Origin of the sequence: Dissulfuribacter thermophilus, assembly GCF_001687335.1 — a bacterium.
Taxonomy (GTDB): domain Bacteria; phylum Desulfobacterota; class Dissulfuribacteria; order Dissulfuribacterales; family Dissulfuribacteraceae; genus Dissulfuribacter; species Dissulfuribacter thermophilus.
Genome location: NZ_MAGO01000007.1, coordinates 22,970 through 41,486, shown reverse-complemented (window position 1 = coordinate 41,486; position 18,517 = coordinate 22,970). Strand labels below are relative to the sequence as shown.

Here is an 18,517-nt window from a genome sequence, read left to right as displayed (position 1 = left end):
CCGCCTAAAATAGGGGCTTAATTCGGTATGATTTAAGGTTTAGGATTTCGATCTTCGAATTTCCATAAATTTTAGAGGCAGAGGGATAGACTCCCCTGCCCCTAGAAATCTGCCTTTTAGAAAAAAATGCCTGTGCTATTTGATCTCAACCTTTGCACCGGCCTTTTCAATCTGCTCTTTAATCTTTTCTGCCTCTTCCTTAGAGACGCCTTCCTTAATTGGTTTGGGTGCGCTCTCGACGAGCTCTTTGGCATCTTTGAGACCAAGACCTGTAACTGCACGGACCTCTTTGATGACCTGAATCTTGCTGCTACCGACATCTGTAAGGATAACGTCAAATTCGGTCTTTTCCTCTTGAGCTTCCTGTGCCTCACCACCAGCGGCTGCGGCACCAGCAGCTGCCACAGCAACTGGAGCAGCTGCACTTACGCCAAACTTATCCTCAAGTTCCTTTACGAGCTCTGAAAGCTCAAGAACCGTCATATTTGAAATAAATTCAATTACATCTTCCTTTGTGATAGCCATGATATATCCTCCTGTGATAATCTTTTTATTCAGACTTTTGATCTTTTATTGCATTAAGGGCATACAGGAATTTCCGTGGCACCCCTGCAAGCACCTGAACAAGGCCGCGCTGTGGCCCAAGTAGGACAGATAGAAGTTGAGCAAGAAGTACCTCTTTAGTGGGCAGCTTAGATAGTGCTTCAACACCTTTGGCATCTATAACCTTACCGTTTAATACGCCGCCTTCTATAGTGATTACCTCATTGTCCTTTGCAAAATCCAACAGTGCCTTTGCTACTGCCACGGGATCATCATATGCAATAACAACTGCATTTTGCCCAACGAATTTGTCAGAAATTACCTCGACCTGGGTATCGCGCGCAGCAATCTTAAAGAGAGTATTCTTAGAGACCTTAAATTCGCCACCCAGATCACGCATCTTCTTCCTGAGTTCTGATGACTGAGATACGGTCATCTTGGAAAATTTGGTGAGAATAACGCTCTGAGCGCTCTCGAATTTTTCATGGAGCGCCTTCACCACTTCTTCTTTTTCTTTTCTAGTGAGTGCCAATCTTTATCCCCCCTTTCTGCCTATATGGCCTGTATTTCTTTGCCAAAGGCAGAGGCTCACGCCTCGGTAGGTGGAGGTCTATTCCTCCTTTAAACACCGCGGTGTACCTACTGTCTTTGACATTGAGCAGCAGGGTCTATGCTGCGACTTGCCTGAATTCTCCAGTATCGACCTTTACACCTGGGCCCATTGTTGTGGATAGGGTTACACTTTTTACGTAAGCTCCCTTTGCAGAGGACGGTTTTAATCTGAGTACTGTTTCAGCTAATGTTGAAAAATTCTCTTTGATCTTGTCCTTTCCAAAAGAGACCCGTCCTATTGGAACGTGCAAAACTCCGGCCTTGTCTACCCTAAAGTCGACCTTTCCTGCCTTAATATCTTTAACAGCCTTTGCTACGTCGAATGTCACAGTACCTGTCTTGGCATTAGGCATTAGCCCCCTAGGCCCAAGTATTTTTCCAAGCTTTCCTACAACGCCCATCATGTCAGGAGTGGCAACTACTCTGTCAAAATCAAGCCACCCCTCTTTCTGAATCTTTTCAGCTAACTCCTCTCCACCAACGTAATCAGCACCAGCCTCTTCTGCTTCTTTGACCTTTTCTCCCTTTGCAAAGACAAGGACCTTTACTTCCCTACCTGTACCATGTGGCAGAACAACAGAGCCTCTTATATTCTGATCTGCCTTTCTGGGGTCCACGCCTAGGACTACAGCTGCATCTACGCTTTCGTCAAAGTTGGCATAATGCGTCTTTAAAACAAGATCCACTGCCTCGTCTAAGGTATACCTTTTGGCCGAATCGATTAGTTCCTTGACTTTTCTATATTTCTTTCCACGCTTTGGCATGATCAAAACTCCTTTATTCCACTACTTCGATTCCCATACTCCTGGCTGTTCCCTTTATCGTCTTTATAGCAGCTTCAAGTGTTGCTGCAGTAAGATCTGGCATCTTAATCTTTGCAATCTCCTCAACCTGCTCGAGTGTGACCTTACCTACCTTATCCCTATTGGGCACACCAGAACCCTTTTCAATACCTGCTGCCTTTTTTAGGAGTACGGATGCAGGTGGAGTCTTAAGTACAAAGCTAAAGGACCTATCAGCATAAACAGTAATTACCACAGGAATTATCATTCCTGCCTGGTCCTGTGTCTTGGCATTAAATGCCTTACAGAATTCCATAATATTGACACCGTGCTGACCCAATGCTGGGCCAACAGGTGGAGATGGATTGGCTTGACCTGCTGGAATCTGAAGTTTTATGTTTCCAACTACCTTTTTCGCCATTTTTCAGTACCTCTTCTATCCTGCTTTTTGAACGTGGGCAAACTCTAACTCTACAGGTGTTGCCCTACCAAATATTGACACCATCACTCGGACCTTCCCCTTCTCTGGTCTCACCTCATCCACAACTCCATGAAAATTGGCAAAAGGCCCTTCAGTGACGATTACGTGGTCCCCCTTCTCAAAATGATATTTAGGCACAGGTTTCTGACTGCGCTCCTCCATCTGCTTGACGATCTTTTCTGCTTCGTCGTCAGGTAACGGGACTGGCGTATTCTTACCACCGACAAATCCCGTAACTCTCGGAGTATTTTGCACCAGGTGCCAGGTCTCGTTATTAAGCTCCATCTTTACCAGGATGTACCCAGGAAAGACCTTTCGCGAAGCCGTGCGCTTCTGACCACCGACTACCTCGATGACCTTCTCAGTTGGCACTATTATCTCGCTAAACTTGTCCTGAAGCCCATATTGACGTATACGCTCTTGAAGAGCAGCCTTTACTCGCTGCTCAAAGCCAGAATATGTATGTACTATATACCATTTATGTGCCATTGCGGTCTTTTATTATCCCAATATAAGTTTAATACAGGAGATTTAATACTTGAGTAAGACCAAAATCTACCAGGCCTAGATAGGCTGCAAAAAAGAATGTAATTGCCAGTACTGCTACAGTAATTCCCACAGTTTCTTTCTTATTAGCCCATGTTATTTTATCGAATTCGACACGAACTTCCTTCAGATACCGCACAAAATCGTTTATCCATGAGGCACCCTGGGCCTTTACTGCGCCAGCTGCTTCGGCGCCTTCGACTCTATCCTTTCTCTGTGCCTTTTTCTTAGCCACTGTAATCACATCTCCGTGTATAGGATTAAACGCAACTGGCAGGCCAGGAGGGACTCGAACCCCCAACACCCGGATTTGGAGTCCGGTGCTCTACCATTAGAGCTACTGGCCTGCTACTAATATCTATTTAATTTTTGTCTCTTTATGGAGCGTATGCCTCCTGTCGAATGGACAGTATTTCTTCAGCTGCAGCTTATCAGGCGTAGTCCTCTTGTTTTTAGTAGTGGTATAATTCTTCCTTTTACATTCTGTACATTGGAGAGCGATCTTATCTCTCATAGCCCTACTCCAATATCTTGGTAACTACGCCAGCACCAACGGTCCTTCCACCTTCGCGCACTGCAAAGCGTAGCCCTTCCTCCATTGCTATTGGCTGTATAAGCTCCACTGTGAACTTCACGTTGTCACCGGGCATCACCATCTCAACTCCCTCAGGCAACTGAACCACACCGGTAACATCTGTTGTCCTGAAGTAGAACTGAGGACGATACCCTGCGAAAAATGGAGTATGACGCCCACCTTCTTCCTTGGTGAGTACGTATACCTCAGCCTCAAACTTGGTATGAGGTGTGATACTGCCAGGCTTTGCCACTACCTGACCACGCTCTACCTCGTCCCTCTTTACACCGCGGAGAAGGACTCCAATGTTGTCTCCTGCGCGACCCTCATCCAGAAGCTTACGGAACATCTCAAGTCCAGTACAGACTGTCTTCTGGGTCGGACGAAGCCCTACTATCTCTACCTCTTCACCAACCTTTATTACGCCGCGCTCTACCCTACCAGTGACAACTGTTCCACGTCCACTGATGCTGAATACGTCCTCAATCGGCATCAAGAATGGCTTGTCTACGTCGCGCTCAGGCTCTGGGATATAGCTATCAAGCGCATCCAAAAGCTCCTGGATACACTTGGTCTTCTCTGGATCGTTTGGATTGTTCAATGCCTCTAGTGCGCTACCCTTGATTATTGGGATTTCGTCTCCTGGGAATTCATACTTAGAAAGAAGCTCCCTCAGCTCAAGCTCAACGAGCTCAATAAGCTCTTCATCATCCACCATATCGCACTTATTCAAAAACACTACGATAGCAGGGACTCCAACCTGCCTTGCAAGGAGGATGTGCTCCCTGGTCTGAGGCATTGGACCGTCATCTGCACCCACGACCAATATGGCACCGTCCATCTGTGCGGCACCAGTGATCATATTTTTGATATAGTCTGCGTGACCCGGACAATCCACGTGGGCATAGTGACGCTTATCAGTCTCATACTCAACGTGTGCTGTAGCAATAGTAATTCCTCTTTCCCTTTCCTCAGGGGCCTTATCTATTTCATCAAAGGGTATAAACTCTGCAGCACCCTTCTCTGCCAAATATCTTGTTATCGCCGCTGTAAGAGTAGTTTTACCATGGTCGATATGCCCGATGGTACCTACATTTACGTGTGGCTTAGTACGCTCAAACTTCTGCTTACTCATAGTCTTTGCTCCCCAAAAGAATTTTTATGGAGCCCACGACCGGGATTGAACCGGTGACCTCTTCCTTACCAAGGAAGTGCTCTACCGACTGAGCTACGTGGGCAATATAATGGAGCGGGAAACGGGACTCGAACCCGCAACCCTCAGCTTGGAAGGCTGATGCTCTAGCCAATTGAGCTATTCCCGCTCTAGTTTCGCGATTGTGGTGGAGAGGGGAGGATTCGAACCTCCGAAGGCTTCGCCAGCAGATTTACAGTCTGCCCCCTTTGGCCGCTCGGGAACCTCTCCACATTTCTGGTGGAGCTGGCGAAGGGACTTGAACCCCCAACCTGCTGATTACAAATCAGCTGCTCTACCAATTGAGCTACGCCAGCCCGGAACTAAGGCTGATATAATAGCTATGTTTTTTCAAAACGCAAGACTTTTTTTATAATCTTTTACCACAATTACCTGATTTGTCAAAGAGCTACGTTAAGAGAAATTACGCGGCATTATATATAATCAATGTCAATAAATCAATATTTTCCCCAACCAACTCGTCAATTCCCCTAGAAAGGAGATTTAAAAAAAAAGGCGTCCAGTGGACGCCTTTGATTAAAACTAGGTCATGATCTATTTCTAGTGTTCATCGGTTCCTACAGGCTTTTCCAAGCCAAAGCCTGCTCTTCCTGCCTTCACATCCTCTGCCCACCTCTGGTGCACATAGGCAGTGGTCCTATAAATGAGGTGAGCAAACTTAGTGTAAGGCAATGAAAGGAACAGGATAAGGACGCAGGCCAAATGAGCTATGTAGACTGGATAGGCCAGGAATTTAAGGTGAACCAGCCTGAACACCTCTGACCCAAGCCCTGTTATACCTACTGCAAATATCAACCAGATCAGATTCCAGTCCTGAGCAGAGCTCTTTAGCACGCCTTCCTTGGTCTTCTGATCCCTCATGGACTTTATCATCCATATACCTGCTATGAGCAAGAAGGCGCCGATATTTGCAGCAATTTTTACAGGATTCCATAGGGCCAACGGCGTATGGAACCCCTCTATTCCCAGTAGTCCGCCGAGGACGTCTGCATAAATCATCACGATAGTAGTGACGATAAATAATATGATGAAGGCTATCAATACCCACTGGTGGCCTTTTGTTCTCTCGGCAGTCTGGCCACACTTTTTAAACCTTTCATGACTCAGTATCTCTTTTACTGATGGGATTAGGTAGTTTGATACCAGTATCCCTATAGGTGGAGCTGGATATGTACCGTTAAAGGACTTTGGCAATCCAGCACCTTCACTGATGTCATTCCAAAAGGACACTATTCCCTTGTAGCTTGCAAACACCACAAAGGCCACAACAGGCAGAACCACAGCGTCAATGGGAATCACACTCAGGAATTTATGAAACTCGATATGCCCCTCTGGAAATGGAAAGGCCTCGCCTGTTACTTGGGACCAGATTGCAGCCACAATAAGCCACAATACAGCTGCAGCTACTACTGCACCCCACATCCCTCCTGGGCTACTTAGCATGTCAGCTAGTGCCTTGGGAGTAGCATAATACTTTATGGCATTTGCCCTAATTGCCCCAAGGACGTCTCCTGGTCTTGCTCCCCTCGGACAGTACTTAGTGCAGTCTCCGCACTGATGACAGAGCCACACGTCTGCATCGCCTGCTACCCTAGAAGCAAGCCCCCACTGTGCCCATAGCATTTCCTTTCTCGGGAAAGGGCTCTCATTTGTAGAGAGAGGGCACACCACCGAACAGGTAGCACATTGGTAGCACCTGTTAACGGTGTCGCCACCGGCATCCATAACCCCCTGTACGAACCCGAGATCCGGCTGCACTTTTTTTGGTCGGCCATTTTTTCCCTCCTACTACCAGCCTTTGAATGGGTTTGGTCCCATTTCCATTATTTCATCAACAAAATTGTTGATGATTTCAGGTACCTTATCGTACTCGTCAATGGCGACTTGTGCAAGCTTTACTCTCTCAGGTTCCATACCAAGGGAGTTCAGTGTTTCAGCAACGTTTTCCATACGACGGTTTGCAAGCTCACTTCCCTTTACAAAGTGACACTGATAGTCATCTCCAAAACGACATCCCAGCAGCAGTGCTCCGTCCATACCACTTGACATGGCATCCTTAATCCAGGCCACGTTTACGGAACCAAGGCATCTCACTGGTATTATCCTCACCAATGGAGACCACCAGTAGCCCTTGGATGCAGCCATATCAAGGCATGGATACGCATCGTTCTCACAGGCAAAGACTATCATGCGGAGTTTTTCATCGTCATCATCTGGGACCTCAATGGCCTTAATCATAGATCCCACAACATCGATGTTGTAATCCTTGAATCCAATGATCCTCTCTGGGCATGCACCCATACAGGTCCCGCAACGCCTACACCTTGTTGGATTCGGCTTGGGTGTTCCCTTTTCATCGTCGTCCAGTGCGCCAAATGGACACTCCTCAGTACAACGCTTACACTGGGTACAACGCTGGAAGTAGAAGCTTGGATAATCATAATCCCAAGTTCTTGGATGGACAGCATGACCTTCCTGGGCAGCCTTAATACACTGTACTGCCTTTAATGCTGCCCCAGCTGCATCTTCCATTGCCTCCTTAATGGTCATGGACCTGTGTACACCACCTGCGGCATAGATTCCGGTACGTCTTGTCTCATAGGGGAAGCAGATGAAGTTAGAATCACAATATCCTCCAAAAAGATCCAGATCCCTAAAGGCAGGTCCCTGTCTGTATGCCAGGTTTACAACTGCTTCATCCCTTGTGGTTGGTACCATTCCCGTAGCAAGGACAACCATATCCACATCTACGCTAATTGAATCGCCAAGAAGAGTATTTTCTACATTAACTGTAAGGCCACCCTGGCCATTGTCCTTTACCTCTGTAACTGAGCCTTTGGCAAGGAAGATGCCTGGATCGTCCTGGAGTCCCTTATAGAAATATTCGTATTGACCAGGTGTCCTCATGTGCTGATAAAAGATGTAGGCCTTACCTTCTTCAGGCTGATCCTCTCTAACGTATTTTGCCTGTTTTAATGAAACGAGACTTGTTACTGCAGAAGCATATGGAAAGTCAGCATCGTCGTCTTTACCACCTGGACTCTGAATGAAGGCAACAGCCTTTACTTCTTTTCCGTCAGAGGGCCTCTTGACCTTCCCAGCCTTTGCAAGTTCTTCAAACTGGCAGTTAGTAACTACATTTGGATTGCCCCATGCCAGATGTTCAAATTCACCTTCTGCCGGCACGTATGGCTTCCATCCAGATGCAACTATAACTGCTCCGTAGACCTCAGCATTTGGATCTACTTCCGTATATTCTTTTCGTCCTTCATTCTTTTCTTCGTATTTCTTCTTTAATTCTTCAGCCGGAAGCTCGTTACCGTTTTCATCAAGTTTTTCTTCATCTGTAAGGGGCACAGGTGCATCCCACTCGCTCTTTGTTCCTGCCTCTTTAAATGACACTCGGTAATCACCTGGGACATTTGCAATACGTGCAACCTCAGTTGAGGTCTTCACTTCAATATTATCATTGGACTGTACTTTAGAGATAAGATCCTGAACAAGAGGAGGTACCAATTGAGAATAATCAGGGCCAAGAGGAAGCTGTTTTCTCAATTTAGCAGCAAAACCACCTAGTTCAGGTTCTCTTTCTACTATTGTTACCTTATAACCAGCTTCGGCAGCCTCTAGTGCTGCTGTCATACCTGTTACACCACCACCAATTACTAGGATGCGGTCGCTTGGCTGCTCCATCTTATCAGGCTCTGGCATTTCTGCCTTCTGAACCTTGGTAACAGCCATGCGAATGTAATCCTCTGCCAGTTCCTGTACATGTTCCTTTTTGGCATCAGCATTCTCGTCATCTTCTGAAATTTGATGACTCCAGGCCACTAACTCTCTAAGGCCAAGCTTTTCAAGGTAAACCCCTGGAAAATCAAATTCTTTAAATTCATGTCTTGGGGATACACCAGCAATCACTATGGCATTAAGGCCTTCAGACTCCACGTCCTGCTTCACCATTGCAACGCCATCTGGTGAGTACAGATTCTCATGGGTCTTGGCCACTGTGGCGCCCAGTTCTCCTGTAGCAAGCTCTACAAGCTTGTCTACATCAATGGCCTCCTTGATTCCATCTCCTGTGTATATATATACTCCGATCTTTTTTGACATTATCCTGCCCTCCTAACAATGGTCTGAACTGCCTTTAATGCTGCGGCTGTGGCACTCTGGGCCGATGATACAACGTCTGCTGGCCTCTTAGCACATCCACAGGGGATGATGCCTTCTTGTTGCACCACAAAACCATCTTCATCATATTGAATACCAGGTATCTTTACCTTGGCACCTGTTGGCTGCATTCCAGTTGCCAATACTGCAAGGTCGACTTCTTGCTCTACTTTTCCGCCCCCGATAGTATCTTCTGCAACCAGTATCACACTTCCCGGGCTTGATCCCTCGCGTACTTCGGCAACCTTTCCTTTGATAAATTTCACCTTTTCGTCTGCCTTTACCTTGGCATAGAAATTCTCATATTTCCTACCTGCTGCACGAATATCTATATAAAAGACATAAACATCCGTATCTGGGTATTGTTCTCTTATATAGGTGATCTGCTTTAATGTGGCCATGCAGCATATGAATGAACAGTAGGGCAGGTGATTTTCATCGCGGGAACCTGCACACTGTACGAATCCAATACTCTTAGGAGCCTCTTTATCTGAAGGCCTAAGGATCTTTCCACCGGTTGGTCCTGATGGAGATGCCATACGCTCCATCATCATGTTGGTGATTATATTTTCATACTTTCCGAATCCGAGATTGTCCATCTTTGTTGCATCGTAGGGATCCCACCCAGTTGCTATGATGATGGCGCCCACATTCAGATCTATTGTCTCGGGCTGTTGGCCAAGGTCGATGTGGCCGGCAGGCATAGCTGCCTCAATGGCTTTGCCCTCATCAGACTGTGCTACAGCGGGATCCATTACACACTGGTTTGGGAAGGCCATAGGGTGAGGAAGATAAATTCCCTTCCTAGTATCCATCCCAAAATTGAATTCGTTTGGTACCTCTGTCGTTGCAGCTGCCTCGCCTGGCTTACAGTTCATACACTGAGGTGTGGTATACTTTGGGTTAACTTTGATCTTTACATTATAAGCCCCAGGTCCACCAGACACGGACTCCACCTCTGAGCGTGTGTAAAATGTTATTCTAGGATTTGTGCGAATCCTTTTAAAATTGATCTCCAATCCGCAGGTAGGTGGACACAGCTTAGGAAAATACTTGTTAAGCTGAGCCACTCGACCTCCTAAATAATCTTCTCTTTCAACAATTGCTACTTCATAACCCATTTCGGCGGCCTCGCATGCGGCCGTAAGCCCCGAAAAGCCGCCACCAATAACCAGAATCTTATCACTCATAAGCCCGCTCCTTTTTTCATTTTTGATGTAAGTGTAGGTGTATTTGCAAGCTTTACCTACACCTACACCTACACCTACACCTATATATATCTTTTCATTATACAAAAATCCAGGCACCGCTGCTATGCAGTGCCTGGATTACAGCCTAATTCAAGCCCACACCATCACTCCCAAATATTAGTCAGGAATGATCTGATGGCATGGCTTCTTCATAACTTCCCATTCACCGGTCTCAGGATTGTACTTGGAGTTTACGAAGCACTTCCATCCGCCTTCCTCGAAGGTCTTGGAGTCGGCTTCTGGGAAGTCACCGCGATAATAGAATCCAGGATAACGGCTCTCTTCGCGGAACTGGATGTGGCGGAGGTGGTCCTCAACACACCAGATCCTGTGGAGGTTCTCCCATGCGCGGAGGAGCTCATGGAGACCACCAGCAGCCATCTTCTCAGAGTCTTCACGGAGCCACTGGAGATGCTGCATTGCAATATCAAGAAGTTTTGCGTTGGTCATATAGTATGGTGACCAACCTGCACCGTATTCGTCAGTGTACTTCATCAAGCGTTCCATCATATGACGTGGCTTGATGTAGTTGGGGTTGACCATTTCATGGGTGGTCTTCTGATAGTTCTCATAGTAGACGGTTACAGGTTTGTAGATTTCAGCCTTCAACTCATCAGCGCTCTGCTTTATAGTTGGGGTGAAATCTTTGTTGTCACGGATGTAGCGGGCCATAGCCTTTGCAGCAATACGACCCTCAGCGTGTGAACCTGAGGAGAACTTATGGCCTGATGCACCGACACCGTCACCAGCGGTGAAGAGACCATTTACTGTGGTCATACGGTTGTATCCCCACTTGTAGTCATCTGGTACCCAGTCCTCATTTGGACCGCTGACCCAGATACCACAGCAACCAGAGTGTGAACCAAGCATGTATGGCTCTGTTGGCATAATCTCAGAACCAACCTTCTCAGGCTCGATATTCATTGAGGCCCAGAGACCTGCCTGACCAACTGACATGTCAAGGAAGTCTTCCCATGCCTCGCTCTCGAGCTCTTTCCAGTATCTCTTGAGGGACTTCTCATCCATACCCTCTGCCCTCTTCTCCTCGAGGAAGGCATTGAGTGCTGCTGCAGTGTCCATATAGATTGGGCCGCGGCCTTCTTTCATCTCAAAGAGCATGAGATGGTTACGGAGACATGTTGGGATAATCGGAGCAGTTCCATATGGAGCATACTTCTCAAGCTCTGCCTTACATGCATCACTCTTGAGATAGTGCTCACCATAACCGTTGGTCACGGTTGCCTTGAAGAGGAGGAACCATGCACCAACAGGACCATAACCATCCTTGAAGCGGGATGGGGTGAAGCGGTTCTCCATCATGGTCATCTCGGCACCGACCTGCATACACATGGTGTAGGTGGAACCTGCGTTCCATACTGGGTACCATGCACGACCCTTACCTTCGTCGGTTGAACGTGGGCGGAAGATGTTGACTGCACCACCGCAGGCAACAAGTATTGCCTTTGCCTTAAAGATGTGCACTTTGTTCTCACGTACGCTGAAGCCAACAGCACCAGCGATGGTGTTGGGCTTGTTGGCATCAAGGAGGAGCTTGACGATGAAAATACGCTCAAAGAGATCATAACCCTTTTCCTCAAGTGCTGCCTTGGCTGCCTCTGCAACGATGCACTTGTAGGATTCACCGTTGATCATAATCTGCCACTTACCGGTACGGACTGGCTCGCCGCCCTCAGTAAGCTTCTTTCCTTCAGAACCCTTCTTCTTCCAGATTGGAAGTCCCCACTCCTCAAAGTGATGGACTGAATCGTCGACGTGACGTCCAAGGTCAAAGATAAGGTCCTCACGGACAACACCCATAAGGTCATTCCTGACCATGCGGACGTAGTCTGCTGGAGTATTCTCACCAATATATGTATTGATAGCTGAAAGACCCTGTGCAACTGCACCTGAACGCTCAAGAGCAGCCTTGTCTACGAGAGCACAGGTTGCACCATCGGGCAACCACTTTCCAATTTCCCATGCTGCGCCGCAGCAAGCCATACCACCGCCAACGAGGAGGGCATCATATTCATGCTCCTCTACAGGAACCTTGGAAAGATCAGGCTCTGCCAAAAGCTCCCAAGTTGGTTTATTAGGAAGTGCCATTTTAAATCCTCCTTATTTTAAAAATTTTATTTAGTTCGTTATAGCCACATCCCTCGTCACGACTTAGGAAAAGTCTGAGGGCTTGCAGGTTGCCCTGCCACCTTCTGTCTCAGTGAAAAGAAGCTCATTGTCGAGCTGATCTGCACCAGGACTTGGCTTGCCATCATAGGGTTTGATTGAACCTTCTGGAGTGGTCCTGATGGGGAATTTAAAGCGCTTCATGTTGCCATTACGGAACTTAACTGTCCACATGATGGAGTCAGTACCACGCATTGGCTGCACGTAACCACCCATTGGGGCGATATCTGCATAATGACGCACCTCAATAGCACCCTGAGGACAGATCTTAACACAACTGTAGCACTCCCAGCACTGGTCTGGTTCCTGGTTGTAGGCCCTCATAGCATCCGGATTAAGGACCATGAGGTCATTGGGGCAGATGTACATACATGCTGTCTTCTCCCCGCCTTTGCAACCGTCACACTTTTCCGGGTTGACAAAGCTTGGCATCTTACATACCTCCTATTATTTTTATTTATTGACAAAAAAAGCACAATGGCCAACGACCATTGTGCTTGGTCCTCATAGAGCGAATTATATAGGCTGATAAAATATAGTTCTCTATTCTCTTATTCATTTGGTCCGATTCCTGAGCCCTAAAGGACTGTTCAATAGTGAATCTTAATACTATTTGACTATTTAACCCCAAAACTGAATCACCACTCAGTGGCATAGTTTATATTAAGGGCGATGGAAATTGTCAAGAGGGAAAAATTGACGTATTGTGAGTTCATGACAGGTGCCATACTCGCAGGAGGAAAGAGTTCCAGATTTGGAGAAAATAAAGCACTTTTTCCTATTCATGGAATCCCAATAATTAAAAAGATTATAGATATTCTTCACAAGAATACTGAAGAGCTATTCATTGTTGCAAGGGATGCCGCCCCCTATAAGTCCTTCGGTGTGAAAGTAATTAAGGATATTTATCCGGGGAAAGGCCCATTAGCTGGACTTCATGCCTCTCTGCTAAATGCTAGATCTGATAGGGTTTTTTTGATTGCCTGCGATATGCCCTTTTTGAGCGATAAGCTAGTGGCGCACATGAGATCTATTCGCTCAAGCGCACCAGTAGTTGTCCCCCTCAGCCAAAAAGGGCTTGAACCCCTTCATGCTATATATAAAAAAGAACTAGTCTCCATTGTAGAAAAAAGAATTTTATCAGGAAATCTTTCTTTAAAAGGACTGGTAGAATCTGTGCCACATACTATTGTTAGATTGGACGAACTTCCACAAAATTTCTTTACAGAACTTTCAGTACTAAATATTAATACTAAATTAGACCTTGAAAAAGCTACTCAATTATATGATAAATGCGTCTCAGACAATGAAGAACGAATATCGAATTCCTGACCAAACCATATTAAATGTAACCGCTCAAATGGGCTGCAATTGCCAATGTCTCGCCCCAATCTCAGCCAAAAACACTGATTGTGCTCTTGGGATGCAAGGCAGATGCTACTATTTAGGAAAAGTCTTCAGCAATCTTCCAGGAACGGATTTTATAAATTATACTTCCTTTGCTTACTCGGTGGTAAGCCTCAGGCAATGCAGTGATGAATTGCTTCAATGTCATGATTTCTTGACTTTGTAAGCATTTGACACAAGCTTATTAAGAATTTCGATATTCAATTAGAAAATAAATTTACTTTTTTATTGGAAGGTGACAGATGGCCTTAAAAGACTTGGAAAAAAGGGTAGATCAGGCTCTTAAAAAGAATAAACCAGGAAGCGCTATTCAGCCAGTAAGACTTGAGAGAGACAGCGAGTTTCAGTTCAAGTGTCATCCAGGGGTATCGTGTTTCACAAAGTGTTGCAGAAACATGAACATAATCCTCACACCTTACGATATCATTAGAATGAAGACTAGACTTGGACTTACCTCAGACCTATTCCTCAGGCTCTATACTGAACCTGAGCTCCTGGGAATTACCGGTATTCCGGTGGCACGCCTCAAAATGATGGAAGAACGAGACGGACAGTGTCCTTTTGTAACCCCTGAGGGCTGCCAGATTTATACTGACAGACCCGTTTCCTGCAGATATTACCCAATAGGGATAGCAAGCCTGAGACAGCAGGAAAAGCATGCTGGAGAAGAAGAGGAATTCTTCTTCGTTGTAAAAGAAGCTCATTGTAAAGGCTTTGAGGAGCCAGCCACATGGACAGTTGATTCATGGCGTGCCGACCAGGAAGCAGATCTTTATGATTCCATGAACAGGGGCTGGCTTGAACTCATTTTGAGGAAACGTTCCTTTGGCGAAGAAACAGAAATGCCACCAAGGGCCAGAGAACTTTTTTACATGGCCACTACCAATATGGAGCGCTTCAGGAAATTTGTTTTTGAAAGCAGATTCTTAGATACCTATATCGTAAAAGAAGACGTATTGAAGAAGATTTTAGAGGACGACGTAGAACTCATGCAGTTTGGCTTTGAATACCTGAAGACAGCAGTATTTGGAGCAGACTCTGAAATAATACAGCTGAGAAAAGACATCCTTGATAAAACTGTCAAACAAATTATTAAAAGACGCAAGAAAAAACAAAGGCGTTTGGAGAAATTAATGAAAGGCAGAAAGTAAAAATGGCAAGCTGCTGACCATGGACGGTAAGAGATTTAATACGAATGCCTAAGCCACCATGATTCTCAGCGCCTCTGGTATAACATTTGGTTATCCCAAAGAGGAATGGCTCCTTTTTGAAAACTTATCCTTTACTATAAAAGGACCAGGCTTTTTCTCCTTGTTTGGGCTCTCTGGAGCAGGTAAATCTACGCTTGGCAAGATACTAGCAGGGATTTTAAAACCCTCTAGAGGCCTTGTAAAAAAGGAACCGGCAAGCGGCCCTATTCTATATTCTCACAGCGAAGAGAGGTTCCCAAACTGGGAATCCGTATACCAACACCTCCAAAAGGTGTCGGTTAAAGACAATCAACATCTACTTGAAAAATTCAAAAAAATAGGTCTCGAAAGTGTTGACCTGAACACCCGCTTTAAGGATCTCTCCCAGGGCCAAAAAAACAGGGTGAACATCGCACGATACCTTACTCAAAATTTTGATTGTCTGATAATCGATGAAGCACTTTCCAATGTAGATGAACCCACAAGAGAAAAGATACTTCAATTTATCAAAAAAGAATTCTCCAATCGTACAATACTCTACATAAGCCATCATGTAATTGAGGTAGCGAGGTTTTCTAAACAGATATTCATTCTCAAACGGCCTACCAATTCCTCTATTAAAAAACTTTTTAAAATTAAAGGGCTTGATGAAACACCCTGTTGTCCTTATCCACAGTCAACAATAAAGGAAAAGGGGATTGAGGTACTTGAGATTGCGACTTGAATCATGCAGGCCTTAGAACGACTCACACAATTCGTAATCATATTTGCAATCTTTTTGTTCCTACTCTTGGGCATCAAATACTCGTTTAATGTCTCAGACTACGTTATTCCTTCTTTTCAAGAACTTTTAGAAGAGGCGAAAAACATATTTCGTCCATACCTTTTTGCCACCCTAAATACCTTTGTAGTGGCTGTAATTGGGCATGCTTTTGCCACGTTGCTTGCCATAATCGTTGCAAGCCTTGCGTCGCTAAAGTCATGGGCAGGGTCCTTAGCAAAGACTGCTTCTTATAATCTCCAGGCCTATCCTGTAGTAGCTGTAAGCCCAATTATCTTCCTATTTTTTGGAGATGGCCTGGCTTCCCGAATCATCATAGCAGGGCTCATTTGCTACTTCCCACTACTTTTAAGCTTTATTGGTATATTTTCTGTACCTGTTCCCGAGGTAGAACACTTCTTCAAGATCACTGGCAGGCTCAAAAGAGGGCTTATGTTAAAGATAAGGACCATTGAGAATCTGGAAAAGGTTGTCACTGTAGTGGTCGGCAGTGGAACAATGGCAATGGTAGGGACCATTGTGGCAGAATTTTTGGCTGCTACAAATGGAATTGGATACTCCATTAGAAAGGCCCTATACCAAAGTAATCTCGCCAGGATAATAATCGCACTATTTTTGATAGGACTTGTGTCGTCGTGTTATCTTGCAACACTTGAAGGGATGGGAAAATGGTTAAAAAAACGTATTATTGGATAGTATTATTTCTCGTAGTTGCCTCTGTGATTTCCAACCTGGGATGTAGCAGAAAAGAAGAGAATAAGTCCCAGGTAACCCAGGCCCACTACACATATCGCCTTAAGTGGCTATTCAATGCAAGCACCCTAGGGGAGCTCTGGGCGCAGGAAAAGGGCATATTTAAAAAATTTGGGCTAAATGTGGAATTAAAGGAAGGAGGGGCTGAAACCGATGCCCTCACAGAAATCGAACTTGGAAGGGCACATTTTGCAGTTGCCTCCTCTGACCAGATCATAAGGGCCGCTTCAAAAGGAGCGAGGCCAGTTGTCATTGCCCAGTTGTTCCAGAAAAACCCGCTTCAGTGGATCTATATTTCTGAGAAAACTAAAGTCAACAGAGCGCTCGACCTAAAAGGTAAGACAATTGGTGTAACGTTTGGAGGAAATGATGAAACCATTATGAGGGCAATCATGGCAAAGTATGGGTTCACTGAAAAAGATCTCACGCTTTATGCGGTCCATTATGATTATGCGCCATTTTGGAGGGGGGAAGTCGATCTTTGGCCTGTATACAGAAATACCCAGGGTGTTTTTTTGTCTAAAAAAATTTTCGCTCAAGACCAGACTCCTAAATTCGTTGACCCTCATTCGTTTGGAATTTCTTTCGTGGCAAATTGCCTTGTGACATCTGAAAAGATGTTCAAGACCCAAAAGGATATAGTAGAAAAATTTAAAAATGCCGTCCTAACTGGGTGGATTGAGGCCTTAGATCCAAAGAATGAAGATGAGGCCGTTAAAGTACTAAAAAAATATGCCTCTGACACCCCAGAAGAAATTTTGAGAAGACAGATAGAGGAAACCCGCAAAATAGTCCTCAGCCCTTCGGGCAAAGTTGGTGAAATAAATGGGGAGGCCTGGAAAAACACATTATTGATAATGAAACATCAGGGGCTGATTAAAAGCGATGTAGATTTAAACCTCATCCTGGCCTCACCTCTTCCTTGAGCATACAGCAGGCGACCTTTGCCAATACTTCACCAGATTCTCCATAGGGGATATTCTCTGGATGAAGTATTTTATTCATCACGCACCCCTCAGGGATATTTAGGGCAATGAGGTCTAACTCCGTAATAGGGGGACGAAGTTTCAGCACATTGTCCTTGATTTCAAATGAATGAACAGCAAGATCCTCACAGAGTGGACAGATGTATACCCTACCATTTGGAAACACAAAATAGTTTTCGCCGTCGACACCAGCACATGAAAAATCTTCGTTCTTACCTAAATAGACCTTAGGATAGGTAACTGTAATCCCAAGGGAAGCAGCCTCCTTTGCAACTTTTGGTACCACTTCTTCCCAAAGAGTCCTTCCAACTTGAAGGCCATAGTCTCCTTCTTTTGCTGGCCGCCCCCTTATCCCCACTACCTGGATAAAGAAATTCTCCACTCCTAGTTCCTGCAAAAGGTGTGGCATCCTTGCAAGGTCATGGATGTTTAACATGCTTACAGTAAATATCACGCTGACATTAAAGCCGCCTGAAATGGCCTCTCTGATCCCCTGAGTACACCGTTCAAATGCCCCATGGCCCCTTATGGGATCATTAGTTTGAGGAGTGCTACCATCAAGACTGAAACAAATATTATCCACGAGTCCAGGGGTCACCTTATTGAGAAAATCATGGAACAGATAACCGTTTGTATCCACTGTAATAGATCTAAAACCTAGGTCACGTGCATACCTGATTGCCTCAGGCAAGGCGGGATTAAGAGTAGGTTCACCTCCTAGAAAGATCACGTTAGTCTGTTCGGCAACGTGTTCATGGGGTAACCTAAATTTCCCCTTAAATCTAAAATTCCCTTCTAAAGGTATTTCTTCAAAACTTACAGCTCTATTTGCAAATATCTTTAACCAATTAAATATAGTTTCACTATCTAATATCTCTTTTCCCTGGGCATCTTGATTGATGTAACAATGTTTACAGCGTAGATTGCACTGGGTCAGGATGTGGAAGAATAGGTTCCTGGAATTGGGTTTAAACTGAACAGTCCGGACCTTTAGGCCAGTTTGTGATTTCAATTGCCCCTCCTATATTGATAATAGATCACAGGATGC

19 protein-coding genes and 5 tRNA genes are annotated in these 18,517 nt (G+C 45.3%); 5 read left to right on the top strand and 19 right to left on the bottom strand.

Going from position 1 to position 18,517, the window contains the following annotated elements; translation table 11 throughout:
• Window positions 1-135: 135 nt before the first annotated feature.
• The 18 genes from rplL to aprB all read right to left on the bottom strand — a co-directional run bounded on the left by rplL (window position 136) and on the right by aprB (window position 12,784).
• Window positions 136-525, bottom strand: coding sequence for a 50S ribosomal protein L7/L12 (gene rplL / locus DBT_RS07070; RefSeq protein WP_067618360.1), 390 nt, complete (start codon window positions 523-525; stop codon window positions 136-138).
• A gap of 25 nt (window positions 526-550) precedes the next feature.
• Window positions 551-1,075 (bottom strand): 50S ribosomal protein L10, encoded by a 525-nt coding sequence (gene rplJ, locus DBT_RS07065; RefSeq protein ID WP_067618357.1) that lies wholly within the window; start codon window positions 1,073-1,075, stop codon window positions 551-553.
• A gap of 136 nt (window positions 1,076-1,211) precedes the next feature.
• Window positions 1,212-1,919, bottom strand: a complete 708-nt coding sequence (gene rplA, locus DBT_RS07060; protein ID WP_067618354.1) for a 50S ribosomal protein L1 — start codon at window positions 1,917-1,919, stop codon at window positions 1,212-1,214.
• Between the two features lie 13 nt (window positions 1,920-1,932).
• A complete protein-coding gene (rplK, locus tag DBT_RS07055; protein WP_067618351.1) occupies window positions 1,933-2,358 on the bottom strand; it encodes a 50S ribosomal protein L11 in 426 nt (141 codons plus the stop codon).
• A 15-nt stretch (window positions 2,359-2,373) separates the two neighbouring features.
• On the bottom strand, window positions 2,374-2,907 hold the full coding sequence (gene nusG, locus DBT_RS07050) for a transcription termination/antitermination protein NusG (RefSeq protein WP_067618348.1): 534 nt from the start codon (window positions 2,905-2,907) through the stop codon (window positions 2,374-2,376).
• A 28-nt stretch (window positions 2,908-2,935) separates the two neighbouring features.
• Window positions 2,936-3,268 (bottom strand): preprotein translocase subunit SecE, encoded by a 333-nt coding sequence (gene secE / locus DBT_RS07045; RefSeq protein ID WP_161939934.1) that lies wholly within the window; start codon window positions 3,266-3,268, stop codon window positions 2,936-2,938.
• Window positions 3,236-3,311 (bottom strand) — tRNA-Trp (locus tag DBT_RS07040). The genes secE and DBT_RS07040 overlap by 33 nt, the downstream gene beginning before the upstream one ends.
• Before the next feature lie 11 nt (window positions 3,312-3,322).
• Window positions 3,323-3,478, bottom strand: coding sequence for a 50S ribosomal protein L33 (rpmG, locus tag DBT_RS07035; RefSeq protein ID WP_067618342.1), 156 nt, complete (start codon window positions 3,476-3,478; stop codon window positions 3,323-3,325).
• Window positions 3,479-3,482: 4 nt separating this feature from the next.
• Window positions 3,483-4,673 carry an elongation factor Tu gene (gene tuf / locus DBT_RS07030; RefSeq protein WP_067618340.1) on the bottom strand — a complete coding sequence of 397 codons (1,191 nt, stop codon included), beginning with the start codon at window positions 4,671-4,673 and terminating at the stop codon, window positions 3,483-3,485.
• 27 nt (window positions 4,674-4,700) lie between these two features.
• A tRNA-Thr gene (locus DBT_RS07025) sits at window positions 4,701-4,776 on the bottom strand.
• A 7-nt stretch (window positions 4,777-4,783) separates the two neighbouring features.
• Window positions 4,784-4,860: transfer RNA gene (locus tag DBT_RS07020), tRNA-Gly, on the bottom strand.
• Between the two features lie 16 nt (window positions 4,861-4,876).
• Window positions 4,877-4,961, bottom strand: a tRNA-Tyr gene (locus tag DBT_RS07015).
• Between the two features lie 10 nt (window positions 4,962-4,971).
• Window positions 4,972-5,047 (bottom strand) — tRNA-Thr (locus DBT_RS07010).
• A gap of 244 nt (window positions 5,048-5,291) precedes the next feature.
• Window positions 5,292-6,509, bottom strand: coding sequence for a quinone-interacting membrane-bound oxidoreductase complex subunit QmoC (gene qmoC / locus DBT_RS07005; RefSeq protein ID WP_141674242.1), 1,218 nt, complete (start codon window positions 6,507-6,509; stop codon window positions 5,292-5,294).
• Between the two features lie 30 nt (window positions 6,510-6,539).
• Entirely contained in the window at window positions 6,540-8,861 is a 2,322-nt protein-coding gene (locus DBT_RS07000; protein ID WP_067618335.1) for an FAD-dependent oxidoreductase, read from the bottom strand.
• Window positions 8,861-10,108 carry a CoB--CoM heterodisulfide reductase iron-sulfur subunit A family protein gene (locus tag DBT_RS06995; protein ID WP_067618332.1) on the bottom strand — a complete coding sequence of 416 codons (1,248 nt, stop codon included), beginning with the start codon at window positions 10,106-10,108 and terminating at the stop codon, window positions 8,861-8,863. Before DBT_RS06995 ends, DBT_RS07000 begins: the two co-directional genes overlap by 1 nt.
• Before the next feature lie 177 nt (window positions 10,109-10,285).
• On the bottom strand, window positions 10,286-12,274 hold the full coding sequence (gene aprA, locus DBT_RS06990) for an adenylyl-sulfate reductase subunit alpha (RefSeq protein WP_067618330.1): 1,989 nt from the start codon (window positions 12,272-12,274) through the stop codon (window positions 10,286-10,288).
• A gap of 63 nt (window positions 12,275-12,337) precedes the next feature.
• Window positions 12,338-12,784 carry an adenylyl-sulfate reductase subunit beta gene (gene aprB / locus DBT_RS06985; RefSeq protein WP_067618327.1) on the bottom strand — a complete coding sequence of 149 codons (447 nt, stop codon included), beginning with the start codon at window positions 12,782-12,784 and terminating at the stop codon, window positions 12,338-12,340.
• A 240-nt stretch (window positions 12,785-13,024) separates the two neighbouring features.
• On the opposite strand from aprB, the gene mobA reads away from it, so the two are divergent.
• The 5 genes from mobA to DBT_RS06960 all read left to right on the top strand — a co-directional run bounded on the left by mobA (window position 13,025) and on the right by DBT_RS06960 (window position 17,409).
• Window positions 13,025-13,684, top strand: a complete 660-nt coding sequence (gene mobA / locus DBT_RS06980; RefSeq protein ID WP_083186691.1) for a molybdenum cofactor guanylyltransferase — start codon at window positions 13,025-13,027, stop codon at window positions 13,682-13,684.
• A 317-nt stretch (window positions 13,685-14,001) separates the two neighbouring features.
• Window positions 14,002-14,910 (top strand): YkgJ family cysteine cluster protein, encoded by a 909-nt coding sequence (locus tag DBT_RS06975; RefSeq protein ID WP_067618322.1) that lies wholly within the window; start codon window positions 14,002-14,004, stop codon window positions 14,908-14,910.
• 58 nt (window positions 14,911-14,968) lie between these two features.
• Window positions 14,969-15,673 carry an ATP-binding cassette domain-containing protein gene (locus DBT_RS06970; RefSeq protein WP_067618320.1) on the top strand — a complete coding sequence of 235 codons (705 nt, stop codon included), beginning with the start codon at window positions 14,969-14,971 and terminating at the stop codon, window positions 15,671-15,673.
• A 3-nt stretch (window positions 15,674-15,676) separates the two neighbouring features.
• A complete protein-coding gene (locus tag DBT_RS06965; protein WP_067618317.1) occupies window positions 15,677-16,426 on the top strand; it encodes an ABC transporter permease in 750 nt (249 codons plus the stop codon).
• Window positions 16,399-17,409 carry an ABC transporter substrate-binding protein gene (locus tag DBT_RS06960; protein ID WP_067618314.1) on the top strand — a complete coding sequence of 337 codons (1,011 nt, stop codon included), beginning with the start codon at window positions 16,399-16,401 and terminating at the stop codon, window positions 17,407-17,409. The genes DBT_RS06965 and DBT_RS06960 overlap by 28 nt, the downstream gene beginning before the upstream one ends.
• Here DBT_RS06960 and DBT_RS06955 read toward each other — a convergent pair.
• Window positions 17,384-18,481: a radical SAM protein gene (locus DBT_RS06955; RefSeq protein ID WP_067618311.1), complete on the bottom strand. Its 1,098-nt coding sequence runs from the start codon at window positions 18,479-18,481 to the stop codon at window positions 17,384-17,386. The genes DBT_RS06960 and DBT_RS06955 overlap by 26 nt on opposite strands.
• Window positions 18,482-18,517 lie beyond the last annotated feature (36 nt).

What these genes read in the sequence shown, in the direction of transcription:
- rplL (WP_067618360.1), bottom strand. Translation starts at nt 525, where the DNA reads ATGGCTATCACAAAGGAAGATGTAATTGAATTTATTTCAAATATGACG.
- rplA (WP_067618354.1), bottom strand. Translation starts at nt 1,919, where the DNA reads ATGCCAAAGCGTGGAAAGAAATATAGAAAAGTCAAGGAACTAATCGAT.
- rplK (WP_067618351.1), bottom strand. Translation starts at nt 2,358, where the DNA reads ATGGCGAAAAAGGTAGTTGGAAACATAAAACTTCAGATTCCAGCAGGT.
- nusG (WP_067618348.1), bottom strand. Translation starts at nt 2,907, where the DNA reads ATGGCACATAAATGGTATATAGTACATACATATTCTGGCTTTGAGCAG.
- rpmG (WP_067618342.1), bottom strand. Translation starts at nt 3,478, where the DNA reads ATGAGAGATAAGATCGCTCTCCAATGTACAGAATGTAAAAGGAAGAAT.
- tuf (WP_067618340.1), bottom strand. Translation starts at nt 4,673, where the DNA reads ATGAGTAAGCAGAAGTTTGAGCGTACTAAGCCACACGTAAATGTAGGT.
- DBT_RS07000 (WP_067618335.1), bottom strand. Translation starts at nt 8,861, where the DNA reads ATGTCAAAAAAGATCGGAGTATATATATACACAGGAGATGGAATCAAG.
- DBT_RS06995 (WP_067618332.1), bottom strand. Translation starts at nt 10,108, where the DNA reads ATGAGTGATAAGATTCTGGTTATTGGTGGCGGCTTTTCGGGGCTTACG.
- aprA (WP_067618330.1), bottom strand. Translation starts at nt 12,274, where the DNA reads ATGGCACTTCCTAATAAACCAACTTGGGAGCTTTTGGCAGAGCCTGAT.
- aprB (WP_067618327.1), bottom strand. Translation starts at nt 12,784, where the DNA reads ATGCCAAGCTTTGTCAACCCGGAAAAGTGTGACGGTTGCAAAGGCGGG.
- mobA (WP_083186691.1), top strand. Translation starts at nt 13,025, where the DNA reads ATGGAAATTGTCAAGAGGGAAAAATTGACGTATTGTGAGTTCATGACA.
- DBT_RS06975 (WP_067618322.1), top strand. Translation starts at nt 14,002, where the DNA reads ATGGCCTTAAAAGACTTGGAAAAAAGGGTAGATCAGGCTCTTAAAAAG.
- DBT_RS06970 (WP_067618320.1), top strand. Translation starts at nt 14,969, where the DNA reads ATGATTCTCAGCGCCTCTGGTATAACATTTGGTTATCCCAAAGAGGAA.
- DBT_RS06965 (WP_067618317.1), top strand. Translation starts at nt 15,677, where the DNA reads ATGCAGGCCTTAGAACGACTCACACAATTCGTAATCATATTTGCAATC.
- DBT_RS06960 (WP_067618314.1), top strand. Translation starts at nt 16,399, where the DNA reads ATGGTTAAAAAAACGTATTATTGGATAGTATTATTTCTCGTAGTTGCC.